Annotated in this window: 21 protein-coding genes and 4 tRNA genes; 14 read left to right on the forward strand and 11 right to left on the reverse strand. The window is 67.1% G+C overall.

Features of this window, described 5'->3' with window-relative positions; all coding sequences use genetic code 11:
* Window positions 1–100 precede the first annotated feature (100 nt).
* A complete protein-coding gene (locus tag D5301_RS06000) occupies window positions 101–1327 on the forward strand; it encodes an ATP-binding protein (RefSeq protein ID WP_119007669.1) in 1227 nt (408 codons plus the stop codon).
* Complete coding sequence (locus D5301_RS06005; RefSeq protein ID WP_110711917.1) at window positions 1324–1893, forward strand: response regulator transcription factor; 570 nt, start codon at window positions 1324–1326, stop codon at window positions 1891–1893. Before D5301_RS06000 ends, D5301_RS06005 begins: the two co-directional genes overlap by 4 nt.
* A gap of 129 nt (window positions 1894–2022) precedes the next feature.
* Here D5301_RS06005 and pgi read toward each other — a convergent pair whose 3' ends face one another.
* The 7 genes from pgi to pcnB form a co-directional block, all read right to left on the reverse strand.
* A complete protein-coding gene (gene pgi / locus D5301_RS06010) occupies window positions 2023–3537 on the reverse strand; it encodes a glucose-6-phosphate isomerase (RefSeq protein WP_153855134.1) in 1515 nt (504 codons plus the stop codon).
* Complete coding sequence (gene panD / locus D5301_RS06015) at window positions 3534–3914, reverse strand: aspartate 1-decarboxylase (protein WP_153855135.1); 381 nt, start codon at window positions 3912–3914, stop codon at window positions 3534–3536. Before panD ends, pgi begins: the two co-directional genes overlap by 4 nt.
* An 86-nt stretch (window positions 3915–4000) precedes the next feature.
* Window positions 4001–4498, reverse strand: a complete 498-nt coding sequence (locus D5301_RS06020; protein ID WP_153855136.1) for a hypothetical protein — start codon at window positions 4496–4498, stop codon at window positions 4001–4003.
* A 66-nt stretch (window positions 4499–4564) separates the two neighbouring features.
* On the reverse strand, window positions 4565–5404 hold the full coding sequence (panC, locus tag D5301_RS06025; protein WP_153855137.1) for a pantoate--beta-alanine ligase: 840 nt from the start codon (window positions 5402–5404) through the stop codon (window positions 4565–4567).
* Entirely contained in the window at window positions 5401–6216 is an 816-nt protein-coding gene (gene panB / locus D5301_RS06030; protein ID WP_153855138.1) for a 3-methyl-2-oxobutanoate hydroxymethyltransferase, read from the reverse strand. The genes panC and panB overlap by 4 nt, the downstream gene beginning before the upstream one ends.
* A 34-nt stretch (window positions 6217–6250) precedes the next feature.
* Entirely contained in the window at window positions 6251–6736 is a 486-nt protein-coding gene (folK, locus tag D5301_RS06035) for a 2-amino-4-hydroxy-6-hydroxymethyldihydropteridine diphosphokinase (RefSeq protein ID WP_110711912.1), read from the reverse strand.
* Between the two features lie 3 nt (window positions 6737–6739).
* The gene (gene pcnB / locus D5301_RS06040) at window positions 6740–8125 is read right to left on the reverse strand and encodes a polynucleotide adenylyltransferase PcnB (protein WP_162622022.1); all 1386 of its coding nucleotides are present in this window, start codon (window positions 8123–8125) and stop codon (window positions 6740–6742) included.
* A gap of 46 nt (window positions 8126–8171) precedes the next feature.
* On the opposite strand from pcnB, the gene D5301_RS06045 reads away from it, so the two are divergent.
* A tRNA-Glu gene (locus tag D5301_RS06045) sits at window positions 8172–8246 on the forward strand.
* 528 nt (window positions 8247–8774) lie between these two features.
* On the opposite strand, the gene D5301_RS06050 is transcribed toward D5301_RS06045, so the two are convergent.
* Window positions 8775–10199: a sugar porter family MFS transporter gene (locus D5301_RS06050; RefSeq protein WP_153855139.1), complete on the reverse strand. Its 1425-nt coding sequence runs from the start codon at window positions 10197–10199 to the stop codon at window positions 8775–8777.
* Window positions 10200–10391: 192 nt separating this feature from the next.
* Between D5301_RS06050 and fdxA the strand changes: the two genes are divergently transcribed.
* Window positions 10392–10715 carry a ferredoxin FdxA gene (gene fdxA / locus D5301_RS06055; RefSeq protein ID WP_005409054.1) on the forward strand — a complete coding sequence of 108 codons (324 nt, stop codon included), beginning with the start codon at window positions 10392–10394 and terminating at the stop codon, window positions 10713–10715.
* A gap of 190 nt (window positions 10716–10905) precedes the next feature.
* Here fdxA and D5301_RS06060 read toward each other — a convergent pair whose 3' ends face one another.
* Together D5301_RS06060 and dapA are read right to left on the reverse strand one after the other, a co-directional pair.
* Complete coding sequence (locus D5301_RS06060) at window positions 10906–11421, reverse strand: hypothetical protein (protein ID WP_110711909.1); 516 nt, start codon at window positions 11419–11421, stop codon at window positions 10906–10908.
* Window positions 11422–11453: 32 nt separating this feature from the next.
* On the reverse strand, window positions 11454–12347 hold the full coding sequence (gene dapA, locus D5301_RS06065; protein ID WP_110711908.1) for a 4-hydroxy-tetrahydrodipicolinate synthase: 894 nt from the start codon (window positions 12345–12347) through the stop codon (window positions 11454–11456).
* Between the two features lie 164 nt (window positions 12348–12511).
* On the opposite strand from dapA, the gene D5301_RS06070 reads away from it, so the two are divergent.
* From D5301_RS06070 to D5301_RS06115, 10 genes are all read left to right on the forward strand, one after another.
* Entirely contained in the window at window positions 12512–13072 is a 561-nt protein-coding gene (locus tag D5301_RS06070) for a glycine cleavage system protein R (RefSeq protein ID WP_005409051.1), read from the forward strand.
* Window positions 13073–13151: 79 nt separating this feature from the next.
* Window positions 13152–13631, forward strand: a complete 480-nt coding sequence (locus D5301_RS06075) for a peroxiredoxin (RefSeq protein WP_049434212.1) — start codon at window positions 13152–13154, stop codon at window positions 13629–13631.
* 84 nt (window positions 13632–13715) lie between these two features.
* On the forward strand, window positions 13716–15116 hold the full coding sequence (locus D5301_RS06080) for a PhoH family protein (protein WP_010484287.1): 1401 nt from the start codon (window positions 13716–13718) through the stop codon (window positions 15114–15116).
* Window positions 15113–15619: a hypothetical protein gene (locus D5301_RS06085; protein WP_324187276.1), complete on the forward strand. Its 507-nt coding sequence runs from the start codon at window positions 15113–15115 to the stop codon at window positions 15617–15619. The genes D5301_RS06080 and D5301_RS06085 overlap by 4 nt, the downstream gene beginning before the upstream one ends.
* A 12-nt stretch (window positions 15620–15631) precedes the next feature.
* The gene (locus D5301_RS06090) at window positions 15632–16300 is read left to right on the forward strand and encodes a YoaK family protein (protein ID WP_153855140.1); all 669 of its coding nucleotides are present in this window, start codon (window positions 15632–15634) and stop codon (window positions 16298–16300) included.
* A gap of 106 nt (window positions 16301–16406) precedes the next feature.
* A complete protein-coding gene (thiD, locus tag D5301_RS06095) occupies window positions 16407–17216 on the forward strand; it encodes a bifunctional hydroxymethylpyrimidine kinase/phosphomethylpyrimidine kinase (protein WP_110711906.1) in 810 nt (269 codons plus the stop codon).
* The gene (locus D5301_RS06100; protein WP_153855141.1) at window positions 17213–18139 is read left to right on the forward strand and encodes an alpha/beta fold hydrolase; all 927 of its coding nucleotides are present in this window, start codon (window positions 17213–17215) and stop codon (window positions 18137–18139) included. Before thiD ends, D5301_RS06100 begins: the two co-directional genes overlap by 4 nt.
* A tRNA-Arg gene (locus tag D5301_RS06105) sits at window positions 18130–18206 on the forward strand. The genes D5301_RS06100 and D5301_RS06105 overlap by 10 nt, the downstream gene beginning before the upstream one ends.
* A gap of 69 nt (window positions 18207–18275) precedes the next feature.
* Window positions 18276–18352, forward strand: a tRNA-Arg gene (locus tag D5301_RS06110).
* Between the two features lie 32 nt (window positions 18353–18384).
* Window positions 18385–18461, forward strand: a tRNA-Arg gene (locus D5301_RS06115).
* A gap of 610 nt (window positions 18462–19071) precedes the next feature.
* Here D5301_RS06115 and D5301_RS06120 read toward each other — a convergent pair.
* Window positions 19072–19992, reverse strand: a complete 921-nt coding sequence (locus D5301_RS06120; RefSeq protein ID WP_153855142.1) for a LysR family transcriptional regulator — start codon at window positions 19990–19992, stop codon at window positions 19072–19074.
* Between the last annotated feature and the right edge of the window lie 52 nt (window positions 19993–20044).

Below are 20044 nucleotides of genomic sequence, written 5' to 3' on the forward strand. Positions count from 1 at the left end.
GCCCGCCCCCGCATTCCGGGTGACTCGCATTCAGCCGGCGGCACGGCTGCGGCCTATTGTCGCAGGCACGCCCGCCCGTGAACGCATACGATGAGCGTGAATGACCGGTCCCGACGCCCCGTTTCTCCGTACCCTGTGCAGCCTGCGCTGGCTTGCCGTAGGCGGCCAGGCCGCCACCATCCTGGTTGCCACCTGGGTGCTGGGCCTGCCGTTGCCGCAGCTGCCGCTGTGGGCCGGCGTGGCGGTGCTGACCCTGTTCAACATCTATACCCAGTTGCGTCCGGAAGCGGCCGATACCGCACCGCTGACTGCGTTCGGCCACATCCTGGTGGACGTGATCATCCTGACCTGGATGGTCGGCTGGAGCGGCGGCATGGCCAACCCGTTCAGCTCGCTGTTCCTGATCCTGATCGCGCTGGCCGCGTTCGCCCTGCCCCTGCGCTGGGCACTGGCGGTGGCGCTGGCCTGCCTGCTCGGCTACGCCGCCAGCGGCATCTTCGGGCAGCCATTGCCGGACGGTTATTTCCGCGCGCAGGACCTCAACCGCTGGGGCGTGGTCGCCAATTTCCTGATTTCCGCCGCGGTGGTACTGGCCTTCTCCACCCGGCTGGCGCTGGCCCTGCGGGAGCGCGAACTGGAATTGTCGGCCCTGCGCGAGCGCTTCGCCCGCAACGAGGGCATCGTCGCGCTGGCCACCCATGCCGCCTCGGTGGCGCATGAACTGAACACGCCGCTGGCGACCATGACCCTGCTCGCCGACGATGTCGCCGAGCGCAGCGAAGAGCCGGAAGTGCGCGAGGACATGGAAACCCTGCGCGAGCTGCTGGTGCAGTGCCGGGAGCGCGTGCTGGCGCTGGCTGCTCCGGCCTCGGCCGACGCACCGGGCCGCAGCCACTCCAGCGCCCAGCAGGTGCTGGAGCAATGGCGCCTGGTGCGGCCGACCATCGACCTGCACCGCAACGACGATGCGCCGCTGCGGCTGCCACTCGACCCGGGCGTGGGCCATCTGCTGATGGTCCTGCTCAACAATGCCGCCGATGCCGGCGAGAAGGCCGGCCGGCCACGCGTGGACCTGGACCTGCGCATCGAAGGCGACGACCTGATCGGCGAAGTCCGCGACTACGGCCATGGCTTCGACGCCCGTGCCGCCGTGCTGCCGGGCAAGCTGTTCGGCAGCAGCAAGAGCGAGGGCATGGGCGTCGGCCTGGCCCTGTCCCATGCCACCATCGAACGCCTCGACGGCGAGATGTGGATGCGCCCGGCCCAGGGGGCCGGCAGCCGCGTCGGCTTCCGCCTGCCGCTGGCCCCACGCGAGGACACCCCATGAGCCTGCATCACTCCACCCTTGGCCTGCTGGTCGACGACGACGAGCTGTACCTGCGTACCCTGCAGCGCAGCCTGGCGCGCAAGGGACTTGAAACCCAGACCGCACAGGATGCCGCCAGCGCACTGGCGCTGGCCCGGCAGCATCCGCCGGCGTTCGCCCTGATCGACCTGAAGCTGGGCAGCGATTCCGGCCTGTCCCTGATCCAGCCATTGCGCGCCCTGCGCGCGGACATGCGGATCCTGCTGGTGACCGGCTACGCCAGCATCGCCACCGCCGTGGAGGCGATCAAGCTCGGCGCCGATGACTACCTGCCGAAGCCGGCCACGGTGCCGATGATCCTGCGCGCCCTCGGCGAGGAAGACGACGGCCCGGCCGACGATGGCGAAATGGAAGTGCCCGATGCGATGACGCCGATCAGCCGCCTGCAATGGGAACACATCCAGCAGGCGATGCACGAGACCGGTGGCAATGTGTCGGCGGCCGCGCGCCTGCTCGGCATGCACCGGCGCTCACTACAGCGCAAGCTGGCCAAGCGGCCGAGCCCGGAGCGCGACCCGAGCCGATGACGTGGTAGTGCCGGCCGCTGGCCGGCAACCTCGTGAACGGTGAAGGCATCGCCAGAATGCCGGCCAGCGGCCGGCACTACCAGAAGGCAGGACCACCTGTAGTGCCGGCCGCTGGCCGGCACCAGAACCTCAGCGCTTGAGCTGCGCCAGGATCTCGCGGGTCATCGGATCGGCAACGGCCACATCCTCGCCCTGCAGCGCCGGCAACAGGCCACTGGCCAACTGCTTGCCCAGCTCGACACCGAACTGGTCGAACGCGTTGATGTTCCAGATCACCGACTGCACGTACACGGCGTGTTCGTACATGGCGATCAGCGCACCCAGCGCCTGCGGGGTCAGCGCGTCGAGCAGGATCAGCGTGCTCGGGCGGCCGCCCGGGTAATCGCGGTGCGGATCGTCGCTGCTCTGGCCATTGGCCAGCGCCTCGGTCTGTGCAAGCAGGTTGGCCAGCAGGGCCTGGTGATTGATCGTGTAGGGATCATCGTTGTGCACGCAGCCGATGAAGTCGGCCGGAACGATGCTGGTGCCCTGGTGCAGCGCCTGGAAGAAGCTGTGCTGCACATCGGTGCCCGCCCCGCCCCACCACACCGGCACGGTGTCAGTGGTGACCGGCAGGCCATCACGCTGCACGCGCTTGCCCAGGCTTTCCATCACCAGTTGCTGCAGATAGGCCGGCAGCAGCGCCAGGCGCTGGTCGTAGGTCATCACCGCATGCGTGGCATGGCCCAGCAGGTTGCGGTTCCAGATATCGGTCAGGCCGTGCAGCACCGGCAGGTTGCGCTCCAGCGGTGCATCCAGCGCATGCGCATCCATCTGCGCGGCGCCTTCCAGCAGCTGCTCAAAGCGCTCGAAGCCGATCGCCAGCGCGATCGGGAAACCGACCGCCGACCATAGCGAATAACGGCCACCGACCCAGTCCCACATCGGCAGTACACGATCGGCGGCGATCGCGAAGGCCCTGGCGGCACGCTCCGGATTGGCGCTGACGGCATACAGGCGCTCGCTGCCGCCCAGCCAGTCGTGCAGGATCTGGCCGTTGAGCAGGGTTTCCTGCGTACCGAAGGTCTTGGAGATGAGGATGCCGGCGGTCTTCGCCGGATCCAGCGTGGCCAGCGTGCGCTGCATGGCGGCGCCGTCCACGTTCGACACGAAATGCACGCGCAGGCGCGCACCGGTGACCGGGCGCAGCGCATCGGCGACCAGGCGCGGACCGAGGTCGGATCCACCGATGCCGACGCTGACCACATCGGTCACGCCACTGTCTTCCAGCGCGCGCACCAGCACGCCCATGCGCTGGCGGATCCCGCGCGCGGTGGCATAGGCCTCGGCCGCCACCGGCGCATCGACCACATCGCCACGCAGCGCGGTGTGCAGCGCGGCGCGGCCTTCGGTCAGGTTGACCTGCTCGCCACGGAACAGGCGCGTGATCGCACCACCGACATCACGCTCGGCCGCCAGCGCCAACAGCGCCTGCAACGCCGCGGCATCGTATTTCTGCCGGGCGAAATTGACATACAACGGACCGACCCGCAGCGCCAGGTCCTGTACACGGCCGGGTTCGGCGGCGAGCAGGCTGGGAATGCTTGCGCCCTTCAGGCGCTGGGCGTGGGAATGCAGCGAGTCGAATCCGTTGTTCGTTGTCATGCGGCCTGTGTCGGGATCGTGTCGTTGGTGTGGGAGATCTGGTTGTTGCCATCAACGTACACCAGCTTCGGCTTGAAGCTGTCAGCTTCCTGCTCGGTCATGCTGGCGAACGCGGCGATGATGATGATGTCACCGACCTGCACGTGGCGCGCGGCGCCACCGTTGAGCGAGACAACGCCGCTGCCTGCTTTGGCGCGGATGGCATAGGTCGAGAAGCGCGCACCGTTGGTCACGTCCCAGATGTGCACCTGCTCGAACTCGCGGATGCCGGTGGCAGCCAGCAGGTTGTCATCGATGGCGATGGAGCCTTCGTAGTTCAGCTCGGAATGGGTGACGGTGGCGCGGTGGATCTTGGTCTTGAGCAGGGACAGGTGCATGGGGCGCTGCAACGGCAAAGGAAAGAGCGGATTCTAGCACCCGCTTGGCCATCGTCAGGGGGCTGCAGCAGGACGCTGAAGGCTGTTCAGGCGCCCTCGCCCGGCAACGCTGGCGGCATGGGGCCAACGCTAGCTGCCAGCGACAGGCGAAACACCGCATGGAACGCCCAGCCGGCCACCGCACCGAAGCCCCCGGCAGCCAGCACTGACAGGCCATAGCTGATCACATCGAAGGTGTCGACATAGCGCAGGCGCTGCAGCAGCGGGCCGCTGTCGTCGCCCGGCCAGGCACAGGTGGCCATGGCCAGCGCGCCCAGGCCAAACCCCACAAGGACGAAACCGACCCGGCGCAGGCGCTGCTGAGACTGCAGGATCAGCGCCATCGGCAACAGCACGGCAATGGCATTGCAGACCGCCAGTACGAACATCAGCCCGCCACCGCTCAGGGCCGGCACCGGTGTACGCCCGAGGTCCAATGCGAACAGCAGGCCGCCGAACAGCTGCGCCGGCAGCATGCCGGCGGCCAGCACCGCCAGGATCGAAGCCTGGGCAAGGCGGCCGGTATCAGTGGTGGGGGTGTTCATTTCCGGTCTCCCGTCCGTGGGATGGCGAGAGGCGCCCATTGCGGGCGCCCCGGAGCCGCATGCGGCTCAGAACTCCAGGTTGTCGATCAGGCGGGTGGTGCCCAGCCGCGCGGCAATCAGCGCCACGCGGCCACCGCCGTCGAAGGTCGGCTCGGCCAGTTCCGGAGTGCGCAACACGGCGTAGTCGACCTGGAAACCGGCGGCCTGCAGCGCAGCGGTGGCATCGGCCTCGATGCGCTCGCGTGCCTGCCCGGCGACATAACCCTCGCGCATGCCCATCAGGGTGCGGTGGATGGTGGTCGCGACCGGGCGTTGTTCGGCGCTCAGGTACTGGTTGCGCGAACTCTTGGCCAGGCCATCCTCGTCACGCACGATCTCCGCACCAACGATCTGGATCGGGAACGACAGCTCGGCCACCATCTGCTTGATCACGGCAAGCTGCTGGTAGTCCTTGCGGCCGAACACGGCCACGTCGGGCTGTACCTGCAGGAACAGGCGTGCGACCACGGTGCAGACACCGTCGAAGTGACCCGGTCGGCTGGCGCCTTCCAGCACTTCACTGACGCCGGGCGCGTGCATCTGCGTGGTCTTGTCCACGCCCAGCGGGTACATCGCCTCGACGCTGGGCAGCCACACCGCATCGCAGCCGACCTGCTCCAGCCCGGCCACGTCGGCCTCGGGCGTGCGCGGGTAGCGGCTGAAGTCCTCGTTCGGCCCGAACTGGGTCGGGTTGACGAAGATGCTCGCCACCACCCTGTCGGCATACTGGCGGGCCAGGGTCACCAGCGAATGGTGGCCCCCATGCAGGTTGCCCATGGTCGGCACCAGCGCCACGCGCAGGCCCTCGCGCTTCCACTGGGCGATCTGCCCGCGCAGAGCGCCGAGCTCGTTGAAGGTCTGGATCATTGGGCGTAGGCGTGCTGTTCGTCGGGGAAGCTGCCGTCGCGCACGGCGTCAGCATAGGCGCGGGTGGCACCGGCCACCGAACCGCCTTCGGCAAGGAAATCCTTGACGAACTTGGGACGGCGATGGCCACTGTCCAGGCCAAGGAAATCGTGCAGCACCAACACCTGGCCGTCGCACTGCGGGCCGGCACCGATACCGATGGTCGGCACATCCACCGCAGCGGTCACGTCCGCGGCGACCGGGGTCGGCACGCATTCGAGCACCATGATGCTGGCGCCGGCAGCGGCCACAGCCTTGGCATCTTCCACCAGCTGGCGAGCGGCATCGCCACGCCCCTGGATCTTGAAGCCACCCAGTCGCAGCACCGACTGCGGGGTCAGGCCCAGATGCGCACAGACCGGAATCTCGCGCTCGACCAGGTAGCGGATGATGTCGACCTTGAAGCCGGCACCTTCGATCTTGACCATCTCAGCGCCGGCCTGCAGCAGCTGCAACGAGGCATCCAGCGCGCGCTCCGGGGTGGCATCGGCGCCGAACGGCAGGTCGGCCACCAGCAGTGCACGCTGCAGCACGCGGGCCACGGCGCGGGTGTGGTAGACCATGTCCGCCACGGTTACCGGCAGGGTCGAATCATGGCCCTGCACCACCATGCCCAGCGAATCGCCGATCAGGATCAGGTCGACGCCGTTGGCATCGAAGGTGCGGGCGAAGCCGGCGTCGTAGGCGGTCAACATGACCAGCTTCTGGCCATTGCGCTTGGCTTCGGCCAGGGCGGGAACGGTCCAGGGCTTGCTGTCTGCGTGGGTGCTCATGTGCTGATAACCGGGGGAGATAACCCGGCCATTATCACCCTAACGGCGCGATCCCGCAGGCATCCACCCGCATCACTGCATCCTGCACGCGACCGTGGCCGGGAATGGCCAGATCCGGCGCGATTTCGGCCAGCGGCACCAACACGAAGGCGCGCTCGTGCATGTACGGGTGCGGCACCTTCAACCCGGGCTGGTCGAGTTCCTGCGCGCCATACAGCAGCAGGTCCAGGTCCAGCGCGCGCGGGCCCCAGTGCACCGACGGGTCGCGCACGCGGCCGAAGCGCTGCTCCAGCGCCAGCATCGCCTGCAGCAGCTCATCGGCCGGCAACGTAGTGTCGACCGCAGCCACCGCGTTGACGAACGGTGGCTGGTCTTCATTGCCCCAGGCCGGGGTGGCGTAGAGGCGTGAGGCCTGGCGCAGGCGGGTACCGGGCAGGTCGTCGAGCGCGGCAATCGCCGCGCCGACGGTGGCGGCCGCGTCGCCGAGGTTGGCGCCGAGGCCGATCCAGGCAAGGGTCATCGCTTACTCGCCCGTTGCACCGGCCGGGGCACCCGGACGACGACGGCGACGGCGACGCTTGCGCGGCGCCCCGTTCTCGTCGTCCCCCTCTTCGCTGTGCATCGCATCCAGCGACGATTCCAGTTCGCGACCGGACTGTGCCTGTGCCTCGCGCCAGAATTCAACATCGGCGGCGTGTTCGGCCGAGGCTACCTGGCGCAGGCTGAGGAAGTCGAATGCAGCACGGAAACGCGGATGGGTCAGGGTGCGGAACACGCGCTTGCGCTGGCGCGAGCCGAAGCGCGACTGCAGCAGCCAGATCTCCTGCATCGGCAGCGAGAAGCGGCGCGGCAGCGCGATGGTGCTCAGCTGCTGCACCGTGACGCGGTCAGCGGCACGACGCTGCGCTTCTTCCGGCGCCACGCCCTGCTTGAGCAGGGTCGCCTGCGCGCGACAGTAGGCCGGCCACAGCAGCAGCGCGAACAGGAACGCGGGCGAGACAGGCTCGTCGTTGGCCACGCGCGCATCGGTGTTGGCCAGACCTTCGACCAGCATGCGGCGCAGCGCGCCGGTGCGGTTGGACTTGAGCGCCTTGGCGCTTTCCGGGAACAGCACATCCAGCAGGCCGTAGCGCTCCAGGCCTTCGAAGCTGGCCACGCCGTGCCCGGACAGGAACAGCTTGAGCACTTCCTCGAACAGGCGTGCCGGCGCGGCTTCATTGAGCAGGTCGGCCAGGCGCGGGATCGGCGCGGCGGTGCCCTCTTCGATCTGGAAGCCGAGCTTGGCCGCCAGGCGCACCGCACGCAGCATGCGTACCGGATCCTCGCGGTAGCGCTGTTCGGGGTCGCCGATCAGCTTCATCAGGCGCGCCTGGACGTCCTCGAAGCCGCCGGTGTAGTCGCGCACCGAGAAGTCCTCGATGGCGTAGTACAGAGCGTTGCAGGTGAAGTCGCGGCGGACGGCGTCGTCTTCGATGGTGCCGTACACGTTGTCGCGCACGAGCATGCCGTTTTCCATCTCACGGTCGCCGCTGCCGTCATCGCTGTTGGCACGGAAGGTGGCGACTTCGATGATCTCGCGGCCGAACACCACATGGGCGAGGCGGAACCGGCGACCGATCAGGCGGCAGTTGCGGAACAACTGCTTGACCTGTTCGGGCGTGGCGTCGGTGGCCACGTCGAAATCCTTGGGTTGGCCATTGACCAGCAGATCGCGCACCGCGCCGCCGACAAGGTAGGCGCCGAAGCCGGCATCGCGCAGGCGATAAAGCACGCGCAGGGCGTTCGGGCTGATGTCCTTGCGGGAGATCGTGTGCTGGTCGCGCGGGATGACGCGCAGGCTGAACGGTGATGTAGCAGGGGAAATGATGTTGGCGCTTCCGGTTGAAGTTTCGGGATTGCCCAATGGCATCGAGGTGCATATACTAGCGCTCCTGCCTCGGCAGCGACACAGTTACGCTCCCTTCGTCTAGTGGTTAGGACGTGGCCCTCTCAAGGCTAAAACAGGGGTTCGAGTCCCCTAGGGAGCGCCAGTCGCCGCAGCAGGAACCGAAAAAGCCCGCCTTTGTGCGGGCTTTTCTGTTTTCCGGGATTGCAGTGACTGCGGTCGAGTTGGTCGCATCGGCGCCTCCCTGCAATCGGCTTGAGCCGGTGGGGTCACCCAGGGCAGGACACGCCGTGAACCCATCCATGGGGGCTCGATGGCGCCATCCATGGCGCCAACGGTCCCGCCCTGGGTGACCCCACCGGCTCTGGACGGTTTCCCGCGACCCCCGGCAACAACCGACCAGCGCTTCGCCGCGTCCGCACGCACCATGAAACTGTCAGGAGGGGGCAGGCCGCCCTCTCCAGGACCGTTGGCGCCATGGGTTGGGCGCATGCGCCCGACGGGTTGGGCAAGGAGCCCAACCCTGGTCTTGCCGAGTGCGCAGGACAGCGCACGCGAGCAAGGCGCCATCGAGCACCATGGATGGGCTTTTGCGTGTCCTGGAGAGGGCGGCCTGCCCCCTCAAACTCGGGACAACCAGGCGCCAACAGGATGCAACCGAAGCCAGGCAGCGTCAGCCTTCCATCTGCTCCAGCTCCTTGCCCTTGGTCTCGCGCACGCAGCGGACCACGAAGAAGATCGAGAGGATCGCAACGACAGCGTAGATGCCGTAGGCCCCGGCCAGGCCGATGCCGGCCAGCAGCATCGGGAAGGTCACGGTGATCGCGAAGTTCGAGGTCCACTGCGCCGCGCCGGCAACGGCCAACGCCGGGCCGCGGATCTGGTTCGGGAACATCTCGCCCAGCATCACCCACATCACCGGGCCCCAGGACATGTTGAAGAACACCACGTAGACATTGGCGGCGACCAGCGCCAGCCGGCCCATGCCATCGGACAGCTGCAGGCGACCATCGGCCAGGCTGCCGCTGGCAAACGCCACCACCATCAGCACCAGCGCCACCGACATGCCAACCGAGCCGATCCACAGCAGCGGCTTGCGCCCGATGCGGTCGATCAGCAGCACCGTCAGCAGGCAGGCGCCGATGCTCAGCGCGCCGGACAGCACGTTGATCAGCAGCGCGTCGCTTTCCGAGAAGCCCACCGCCTGCCACAGCACTGCGCCGTAATAGAACACCACGTTGATGCCGACCAGCTGCTGGAACATGGCCAGGCCAATGCCTACCCAGAGGATCGGGCGCAGTCTGCCGGTGGCCTTGCTGCGCAGGTCGCTGAAGCGCGGCTTGTGCTGGTCCTGGGCCAGGCTCGCCTCGATCTCGGCCTGCTTGGCCGTTGCGGCGTCCTCGCCATACAGCCGGGCCAGCACCGCCCTCGCCTGCGCCTGCCGCCCCCTCAGCACCAGGAAGCGCGGACTCTCCGGAATCACCAGCAACAACAGCAGGAACAGCCCCGACGGCAGCGCCTGCATCCAGAACATCCAGCGCCAGGCCTCATGGCCCAGCCACAACGGCTCGGTCGAGGCGCCGGCGGCGCGGGCCAGCAGGTAGTTGCTGAGAAAGGCCGCGAACAGGCCACAGATGATCGCCATCTGCTGCACCGTGGCCAGGCGACCGCGATAGCGCGCCGAGGCCACCTCGGCGATGTAGGCCGGTGACATCACGCTGGCCGCGCCTACGGCGAAGCCGCCGAGCACGCGGGCGGCGATGAACAGCCAGGAAGCATGGGCGGCACCGGCGCCCAGCGCCGAAACCAGGAACATCAGCGCCGAGACGATCAGTACACCGCGACGCCCCAGGCGGTCGCCCAGCCAGCCCGCCAGGAAGGCACCGATCGCGCAGCCCAGCAGCATCGAAGCCACCTCGAAGCCCAGCGCGGCCTCGCTGGAGTTGAAGGCCTGGCGCAGGCCATCGACCGTGCCATTGATGACACCACTGTCGAAGCCGAACAGGAAACCGCCGAGGGTGGCCACGCAACTGATCAGGACAATGAACGCAGTGTTCTCGCCGCCGTGGGAGGCGGCGCCGGACTGGGCTTGGGGCATGGGCAATCCTGCTGGGAAGGGGTTTCGGCTGCCAGGGTAGCCTGTGCTCCCGCAGCGTCGCACAGGCCGCGCCATGCCGCCAATATCCGCCACGGCCGCGCCTGCCAGACGCCCGTTTTCGGCCCCGCGCCGACACCGGGGGCCAACCTGTTCTAGAATTGTCGGGTTCAGGAATCGATCCACCCCCAGCCCATGCCCTTTGTCGTCACCGAAAACTGCATCAAGTGCAAACACACCGATTGCGTGGAAGTGTGCCCCGTGGATTGCTTCCACGAAGGCCCGAACTTCCTGGTGATCGACCCGGATGAGTGCATCGACTGCACCCTCTGCGAGCCGGAGTGCCCGGTCAACGCGATTTTCCCCGAGGACGACGTCCCCGCCGGCCAGGAAGGCTTCGTTGCCCTCAACGCCGAGCTGGCGAAGGAGTGGCCGGTGCTGACCGTGCGCAAGGACCCGCCCGCCGATGCCGGCGAATGGGACGGCAAGCCGGACAAGCTGAAGCTGCTGGAGCGCTGAGAAGCGCCTGCTGCGGCAACGAAAAAGGGCGCCCATGGCGCCCTTTTTCGTTGCTCGGCAGATACCAACCGCGCGATCCGGCAGGTGCCAACTGCAAGATCCGGTAGGTGCCAACAGCAAGATCCGGTAGGTGCCAACCTTGGTTGGCACAGAAGCGCCGACCAAGGTCGGCCTCTACCAGAGGCAGCCCTTACTGGGCCAGCTTTGCCTTCAGCGCGGCGATCAGCTTCACCGGTGCTTCGGCGGTGGCCGGCAGGCCACGCGGGTCGACCGCGGAGATGTAGGCGCCGGCATCGACGGCAACCACGCGAACCAGGAAGTTGCTGCCTTCGTAGGCCACATCGTACGAGCCGAGCAGCTGCGCGCGGCTGGCGATGGTCACACCCGCCACGCCTTCCAGTGCGGTACCGACCTTGGCGAAGGCTTCATCCTTGCCGCCGGCAATGGTGAAACCGGTGTTGCCCACGGCCGGAGCCGCAGCCGCAGGCGCGGCCGGCTTGGTTGCCGAGACCAGCGCCGGCACCTTGTTGTCACCGGTGGTGGCCGGCAGGTTCAGGTCCGGCGGCACTTCCAGCGGACGCATTTCCGGGGCCAGGGCGTAGTCGCCCTTGACGCCACGCTTGAAGCAGCCGGTGGTGCCGGCGGCGACGGCCACGGCAAGCAGCGCGTAGGACAGCACGCGGACGGTGGAAACGGATTGACGCATGTGAATCTCCTGGGTCAGACCAAGACGGAAGGTCAGTGGCTGGAAAGGGCTTCGAGGGCGGCGATGTCGCCGGCAAGATGGTCGGCCGCCGGATGGTGCGCCGCCGACAGCGGCAGCAGCGGCAGACGCAGGTCGTGACCGATGCCGATGCGACGCAGCAGCGCCTTGACCGGAATCGGGTTCGGCTCAACGCCGCAGAAATCATGGAACGGATGCAGGCGCGCATCCCAGGACTCGGTGGCTTCGTGATCGTGGGCGGCAGCCAGCTCGCACATCCGGCGGTAGGCGCCGGGCAGCACGTTGGAGCCGACCGAGATCAGGCCATCGATACCGGCCCGGATCGAGCGCGCGGCCGTGCCGTCATCGCCACTGAGCACCGCGAACTTCGGGCTGCGCAATGCCAGCAGCGCCTGCACCCGGCCGGTGTCACCCACCGCTTCCTTGATGCCGACGATGTTGGGATGGCTGGCCAGCTCGGCCACGGTCTCCGGCTGCATGTCGCACCCGGTACGGCCGGGCACGTTGTACAGCACGACCGGCAGCCCGCCCTGGTCGGCAACTGCGCGGTAGTGCGCGATCAGGCCAGCCTGGGTCGGCCGCACGTACGGCGGGGTGACCACCAGCGCGTGGCTGGCGCCAAGCGCGGCGGCACGGCGGGTCTGTTCGATGGTCTTGGCGGTGCCCGACAGGCCGGTACCGGCCATGACCGGGATGCGGCCGCCGATGCGCTCGACCGCGCTGGCCAGCAGCAGGTCGTACTCGGCATCGGTGAGGGTCGCTGCTTCACCGGTCGAGCCGGCTACGACAACGCCATGGACGCCACCTTCCAGTTGCAGATGCAGCAGGCGCTGCCAACCGTCGGGATCGAGGGCACCGTCGGCCCGGAACGGGGTCGCCAGCGCGGTGATGAGGCCGGAAAGGGACAAGGACGTGCTGCTCTTGGCTGGGAAGGGAAAACGCCCGCCACGAAAGGCCGGGGGCGACCTGAATGTTACTTGCGGCGCGAAAGCACGGGCAAGTATGCTGGACACCGGTGGATCCCCGCCTCAGGCGGGCATTCAGACTAACGCATGCATTACCCGGAATCGCCTTGACCGACACCACCCCGCGCCCCGCGCCGAGCGAAAACCACCTCCTGATCAACGCCTACACGACGCATCCGGAGTCCCCTCTGCTGTCCGTCACCCGCCGCATTGCCGACAGCGGCTGCAATCTGGTGGACGCACGCCTGGCCACGGTCGGCCGCGATGTCTCGGTCACCGCCCTGGCCACCGGCTCCTGGGACTCGGTAGCCAAGCTGGAAGCGATGCTGACCCGGCTGGAGCGCGAAGAGGGCCTGAAACTGGTCTGGTACCGCACCGCCGCCAAGCAGGCGCAGTCCAACCTGCTGCCGTACATCGTCGAAGTGATCGCCGCCGACAAACCCGGCATCCTGTTCCAGCTGGCCGATTTCTTCGACCGCCAGGGCATCACCATCGAGAACCTGCAGAGCACGCGCTACCGCGCCATGCAGACCGGTGCGGAGATGTTCAGCGCGCAGGTCACCATTGGCGTCCCGGCCAACATGCACATCGCCGCACTGCGCGACGACTTCCTTGAATTCTGCGACCACCTGAACCTGGACGCGATCATGGACCCGATGAAATTCTGATTCTTCGCGCGCCTCTCACGGGCGCGTGGCGTTTCATGCAATTGTCGTAGAAAGAACCCAGGCTCGACAGAAGGACCTCATGAACAACGGCGATACCCTGGACAGCACCACCCTCTCCCTGCCGCTGGCGCTGTCCGGTGGCGAACAGGCCACCCTCGGCGACTACGCCGGCCACTGGCTGGTGCTGTACTTCTATCCCAAGGACAGCACCCCCGGCTGCACCACCGAAGGCATCGACTTCAACGCACTGCTGCCGAAATTCAAGAAGGCAGGCGCGGTGGTACTCGGTGTCTCGCGCGACTCGGTGAAGTCGCACGACAACTTCTGCGCCAAGCAGGGCTTCAACTTCCCGCTGGTCAGCGATGGCGACGAAGCGCTGTGCAGCGCCTTCGACGTGATCAGGATGAAGAACATGTACGGCAAGCAGGTACGTGGCATCGAACGCAGCACCTTCCTGATTTCCCCCGACAGCCGCATCGTGCAGTCCTGGCGCAAGGTCAAGGTTGCCGGCCATGCCGATGCCGTTCTCGCCGAACTGAAGGCCTCCCAGTCCAAGTGAGTCCCACTGCCTACTGTGTCTGCCATCACCCTGCCCCGCGGCAGGCCGTGGTGGTTTTTCCCTGTCCGTAACCAGGAATCGACGATGACCCGAGGCAAGCGCATCTACGTGCTGGATACCAACGTGCTGATGCACGATCCCACCGCGCTGTTCAAATTCGAGGAGCACGACGTCTACCTGCCCATGCAGGTGATCGAGGAGCTGGACAACGGCAAGAAGGGCACCTCCGAAGCGAGCCGCAACGCCCGCCAGGTGAGCCGCTTCCTCAACGAGCTGGTGCAGGAATCCGGCCTGGACAACCTGGCCGACGGCATTCCGCTGCAGCGTCCCAATGGCCTGCAGCTGCGCGGCAAGCAGAGCGCCGGCAAGCTGCGCTTCCAGACCAGCCATTTCGACGCCGGCAAGAGCTTCGGCAAGGTCATCCCGGACAACGCCATCCTCGGCGCGATCCTGGCGCTGAAGGAAGAAACCCCGGACCTGCCGGTGGTGTTCGTTTCCAAGGACATCAACCTGCGGATCAAGGCCGCGATCGCCGGCATCGTGTCCGAGGACTACGAGAACGACCGTGCGCTGGACGATTTCAGCCTGCTCTACACCGGCGCCACCGAGCTGCCGGAAGACTTCTGGAAGCGCCACGGCGATGACCTGCGCAGCTGGAGCGACAAGGGCCGCACGCATTACGAAATCCTGGCGCAGGATGGCGAGGAGTGGTACCCGAACCAGTACGTCTACCTGCCTGGCGAAGATGAAGTCGAGCTGCGCGTCAGCCGCGTGGTCGGCGACGGCAAGGTGGTGCTGTCGCTGGTCGATGATTTCCGCCACGGCAGCCACGCCGTGTGGGGCATCAGCGCACGCAACCGCGAGCAGAACTTCGCGCTCAACGCACTGATGGATCCGGAGATCGACTTCGTGACGCTGCTGGGTACCGCCGGCACCGGCAAGACCCTGCTGGCGCTGGCCGCCGGCCTGGCGCAGACGATGGACCAGCAGCGCTACCGCGAGATCATCATGACCCGCGCCACGGTCAGCGTCGGCGAGGACATCGGCTTCCTGCCCGGCACCGAGGAAGAGAAGATGACGCCATGGATGGGCGCACTGACCGACAACCTGGAAGTGCTCACGCACAACCAGGAAGGCGGCACCTGGGGGCGCCAGGCGACCAACGACCTGCTGGCCAGCCGCATCAAGATCCGCTCGATGAACTTCATGCGCGGCCGCACCTTCCTGTCGCGCTACCTGATCCTGGACGAGGCGCAGAACCTCACCCCCAAGCAGATGAAGACGCTGATCACCCGTGCCGGCCCCGGTACCAAGATCGTCTGCCTGGGCAACGTCGAGCAGATCGACACCCCGTACCTGACCGAGACCACCTCGGGCCTGACCTACGCGGTGGATCGCTTCAAGAACTGGCCGCATAGTGCGCACATCACCCTGCGCCGAGGCGAACGCTCGCGCCTGGCCGATTACGCTTCGGAGGTGTTGTGAACCGCTGCACCCGCCTGCTGCTGCCCACGGCTGCGATCGCCCTCGCAGCCGCCCTGGGTGCCTGCACCACGACGCGCGGCCCGGCCAGCGTGCCGACCGCCGAGCGTACCGGCCAGTCCTGGGTGGTCACCCGCCCGATCATCGCCGCGCAGGTGCTCGACACCTGCTCGCGCCCCAGTCCCGGCCGCGAGGCCGGGCGGGTCAGCGGCTACTGGGCACCCAGCCGGCAGCAGATCGACCAGCTGGAAGCGCAGCTGTCGTCGCTGGAATCACAGGTACCGAAGGTGCTGGACTTCGACCGCCAGTACGTCGGCATCGAAAGCGCCGGCAAGCGTCTGATCTACATCAACGCCTTCCATCTGCCCGACGACAGCGGCATCAACCCGGCACGGGAAGCGATCCGCGTCTGTGACGGCGGCACGCAGTTCTGGGGCGCGGTATTCGACCCGGCCAGCAACACCTTCCGCGAGCTGCAGTTCAACGGCGGCTTCGGCGGGCCCTGAGGGGCCCCGCCGATGGGAATACGCCTGCCCACCTGGGTCTGGATCGGCGCGGTCGCGCTCTCGTGCGTGGCCGGCATGGTCAACGTGGTCGGCTTCCTCGGTTTCGAGCACCAGGCGGTCAGCCACATGACCGGCAGCACCAGCCAGCTCGGCATGGCGCTGGCCCAGGGCGACTGGCGCGCAGTCGGCCACCTGTGGGGATTGCTGATCGCGTTTTCGCTGGGCGCGATGCTCAGCGGCCTGCTGATCCAGGACAGCGCATTGCAGCTGGGCCGGCGCTACGGTGTCGCGCTGGCGCTGGAATCGGCACTGCTGCTGGTGGCCATTCCTCTGTTCGAGCAGCATCAGATCTGGGGCGCACTGGCCGCCGCCATGGCCTGCGGCCTGCAGAACGCGATGGCCACCACCTTCAGTGGCGCGGTGGTGCGCACCACCCACCTCAGCGGCATGTTCACCGACCTCGGCATCGGCCTGGGCCACCTGCTGCGCGGACTGCCGCTGCAGGTACGGCGGCTGACCCTCAGCGGCCTGATCATCAGCGGCTTCCTCGGCGGCGGCATCATCGGCGCCTGGTTGTTCATGCGCTGGCAATACGACGCCCTGCTCGCCCCCGCCCTGCTGACCGGCCTGACCGGGCTGGGTTATGTGCTGTACCAGCAGTGGGCGCGCTGGCGGCATTGAGGGCCGCACTCCAGGGGTCAGATCCCTTTTCCTGCGGAAAAGGGATCTGACCCCATCTCCCGCATCGACGCTACCGTCTTTGCGGTGACCACGGCACAATCGCCGGATGAGCCCGACCACTCCCGTTTCCGCCCTCACCATCGCCGGATCCGACTCCGGCGGTGGCGCCGGCGTCCCCGCCGATCTCAAGGCCTTCGCCGCGCACCGCGTGCATGGCCTGGCCGTGTTCGCTGCACTGACCGCACAGAACACCCGTGGTGTCACCGCCGTGCACGTGCCACCAATCGCATTCCTGCAGGCGCAGATCGAAGCCTGCTTCGATGACTTCGACATCCATGCCGTGAAACTCGGCATGCTGGCCAACGCCGAGGTGATCCATGCGGTCGCCGACGCCCTGGAAAAGCATCGCCCGCCGCACGTGGTGCTGGACCCGGTGATGGTCGCCACCAGCGGCGCCCGCCTGCTGGAGGAGAATGCGCTCAAGGCCATGCGCGAACGCCTGCTGCCGTTGGCGACGCTGGTTACGCCCAATACCCCGGAAGCAGAACTCCTGATCGGCCGGAAGATCGGCAACGGCGATGACGCCGAACAGGCTGCCTCCGCCCTGCTCGATCTCGGTGCCGGTGCGGTGCTGCTGAAAGGCGGCCACCTGCAGGAAGGCAACCGCGTGATCGATCGCTACTTCGACGGCGTCAGCAGCGAAGAATTCATTCACGCCCGCCTGCCGCTGGACGCACATGGCACAGGCTGCACGCTGGCCTCGGCCATCGCCGCGCAGCTGTGCAACGGCCTGAGCCTGGCCAATGCCTGCGAAGCCGGCATCGACTACGTTGCGCGCGGCCTGCAGCAGGGCTACGCGCCTGGCCGCAGCGAGGTGCTGGTACTCGATCACTTCGGCGCGGCACCGCACGCATGAGTCTCGCACCGGACGTCGTTGCCGTGCAGTGCACTGATGGCCATCGCTACGAAGTGATCGCCTGCGTGCCCGCACGGCCCATCGCGCGCCTGCTGTGGCTGCCGGCGCTGGGCGTGGCCGCGCGCCACTACCTGCCGCTGGTGCAGGCGCTGGCTGCGAAGGGCGTGGCGGTGTACCTGCATGAGTGGCGCGGCAACGGCAGCAGCTCGCTGCGCCCGTCGCGCACGCAGGACTGGGGCTATCGCGAAGTACTCGAGCAGGATCTGCCAGCCAGCCAGGCCGTCCTGGCCGCAGCGGATGACGAAGCCGACGCCCTGCCCTGGATCATCGGTGGACACAGCCTCGGTGGGCAGCTGGCCTGCGTGCATGCCGGCCGCAACCCGCAGCACTTCAACCGGCTGTGGCTGGCGGCCAGCGGCTCACCGTTCTGGCGTGGCTTCCCACCACCGCGCGGCTGGCTGCTGCCGCTGGTCTACCGCTTCCTGCCGTGGATCGCGCAGCGCCAGGGCGTGCTGCATGGTCGCCGCCTCGGCTTCGGTGGCACCGAAGCACGCGGACTGATCGCCGACTGGGCGCGCGTGGGCCTGAACAACCACTACGCCGCGGCCGGCATGGACGAAGACCTCGATGCGCAGATGGCGCGCGTGCATGGCAGCGCGCAGGCGGTGCTGATGGAACAGGACTGGCTGGCACCGATCGGTTCGATGCAGACGTTGCTGGCGAAACTGCCGAATGTGACCGCGCAGCTGCGCGTGCTGTCCGCGCAGGAACTGGGCACGCGCGCCGACCACTTCGCTTGGCTGAAGGCCCCGAACGCCGTGGCTGACAGCTTTTTCATTCAGTTGGATGAAAATTTTCACAAAACTGTTGACGGTACGCGCCGACATCCGCATAATTCCGCTCCTGTCGCAGGGCGCCCGTAGCTCAGTTGGATAGAGTACCTGGCTACGAACCAGGCGGTCGGGAGTTCGAATCTCTCCGGGCGCACCACTCGACAGGTTTTCAGCATCCGCCGCTGGAAATGCAGTAAAATTAAGCAGTAAGTTGATTGTGTACCGCGCGCCCGTAGCTCAGTTGGATAGAGTACCTGGCTACGAACCAGGCGGTCGGGAGTTCGAATCTCTCCGGGCGCACCATACACAGTCAGCACAACAAGTTTATGTAATTGGCGCCCGTAGCTCAGTTGGATAGAGTACCTGGCTACGAACCAGGCGGTCGGGAGTTCGAATCTCTCCGGGCGCACCATTACACCGAAACAGCAGGCCTCGGCCTGCTGTTTTTTTATGTGTGTTTTTCGGCAGGGCTGCGCCCTGCACCTGCAGATGCTTCAAGCCAAGGCAACGGCAACAGCAACAGCAAAAGTTGGCATTCCGTGGGTTGGCGGGGCGGCATGGACAGGCAGGACACGCCGTAAACCCATCCATGGGGGCTCGATGGCGGCATCCATGCCGCCAACGGTCCTGCCTGCCCATGCCGCCCCACCTCTGACAGATTTCCGCGATCTGGTAGATCCACGCCATGCGTGGATGACTCCATCGGAATCGAATATTTCGACAATTGATCGAAAAGCATCCACGCATGGCGTGGATCTACTGTGTCGACCAAGGTCGACACCTACCAACAGCGGTCCATGCCGTTCCGACAGATCGCGGAAAACTGTCGAAGGCGGGGTGGGTCCGGTTGCGGGGGCGCGAGCCGCATGGATGCGGCGACCGAGCTTACATGGACGTACTTGCAGCGGCCCCCGCAACCGGACCCACCCCGCCATCCCACAGGAAACCAGCTTCTGCTGTTGCTGTTGCTGTTGCTGTTGTTCTGGATCGTAGCGGGTGCAGGGCGCAGCCCTGCCAAACCCCTACCCTTTGGCCATTGCCTGCCACCACTGCGACAGCAGCTCCGGCCTGCGCAGGCGCTCTCGCCACCAGCGCAGTGCGGCACCATCCTCGCCGGTGCGCCAGGCCAGCCAGAAGGTCTCTTCCGGCTTGTGCTCCTCCACCTCACGGATCACCAGCTGGCCACGCGCCACCGCCGCGCGCGCGCACGGCTCGGGCAGGAAACCGAAGCCCACGCCTTCGCACTGCAGCTTCAGCTTGCTGGCCATGTCCGGCACCGTCAGCATCTCCTGCCCCATCAACAGGCCGACCGTGCGCGGCAGCAGCCGTCGCGCCGAATCGGAGACCGCGATCGCGCAGTGTTCGACCAGCTGCTCGCGACCGAGCACACCCGGCACTGCAGCCAACGGATGGTCGGGGGCGACCGCGAACACGAACTCCACCGTGCCCAGCGGCTCGACCACGTAACCGCCGCCGCTGGGACCCTCGCCCGGCGCACCGACCAGCAGGTCGGCACGGCGGTCCAGCAAGGCCTCCCAGGTACCGGACAGGGCTTCGCCGATCAACCGCAGCCGGGTCGGTGCCTCGGCCTCACGAAACGCGGCGATGTCCGGGCCGAGCAGCCAGGTCGGGAACACCGAGTCCACCGCCAGGGTCAGTTCGGTCTCCCAGCCCGACGCCACCCGGCGCACCCGCAGTTCCAGCTCCCGGGCCGCGCGCAGCAGGTGCCGTCCTTCGTCCAGCAGCGCGCGGCCAGCCTCGGTCGGCTCGGCGCGCGGGCCGACCCGGTCGAACAGCTGTACGCCCAGGTCCTCCTCCAGCTTGGCCACGGTGTAGGAGATGGTCGAAGGCACCTTGTGCAGGGCCTTGCCGGCACCGGCGAACGAGCCGCGGCGGTCGATGGCGTCCAGGATCTGCAGGGCATCGAGGCTGAGCTTGAGCATTCGAATTTTTCGATGATGACTGTCAAAACTATCCGTTTTTCAAACCCCGGGC

The sequence above is a fragment of the Stenotrophomonas sp. MH181796 genome (assembly GCF_009659995.1).
Lineage (GTDB): Bacteria > Pseudomonadota > Gammaproteobacteria > Xanthomonadales > Xanthomonadaceae > Stenotrophomonas > Stenotrophomonas riyadhensis.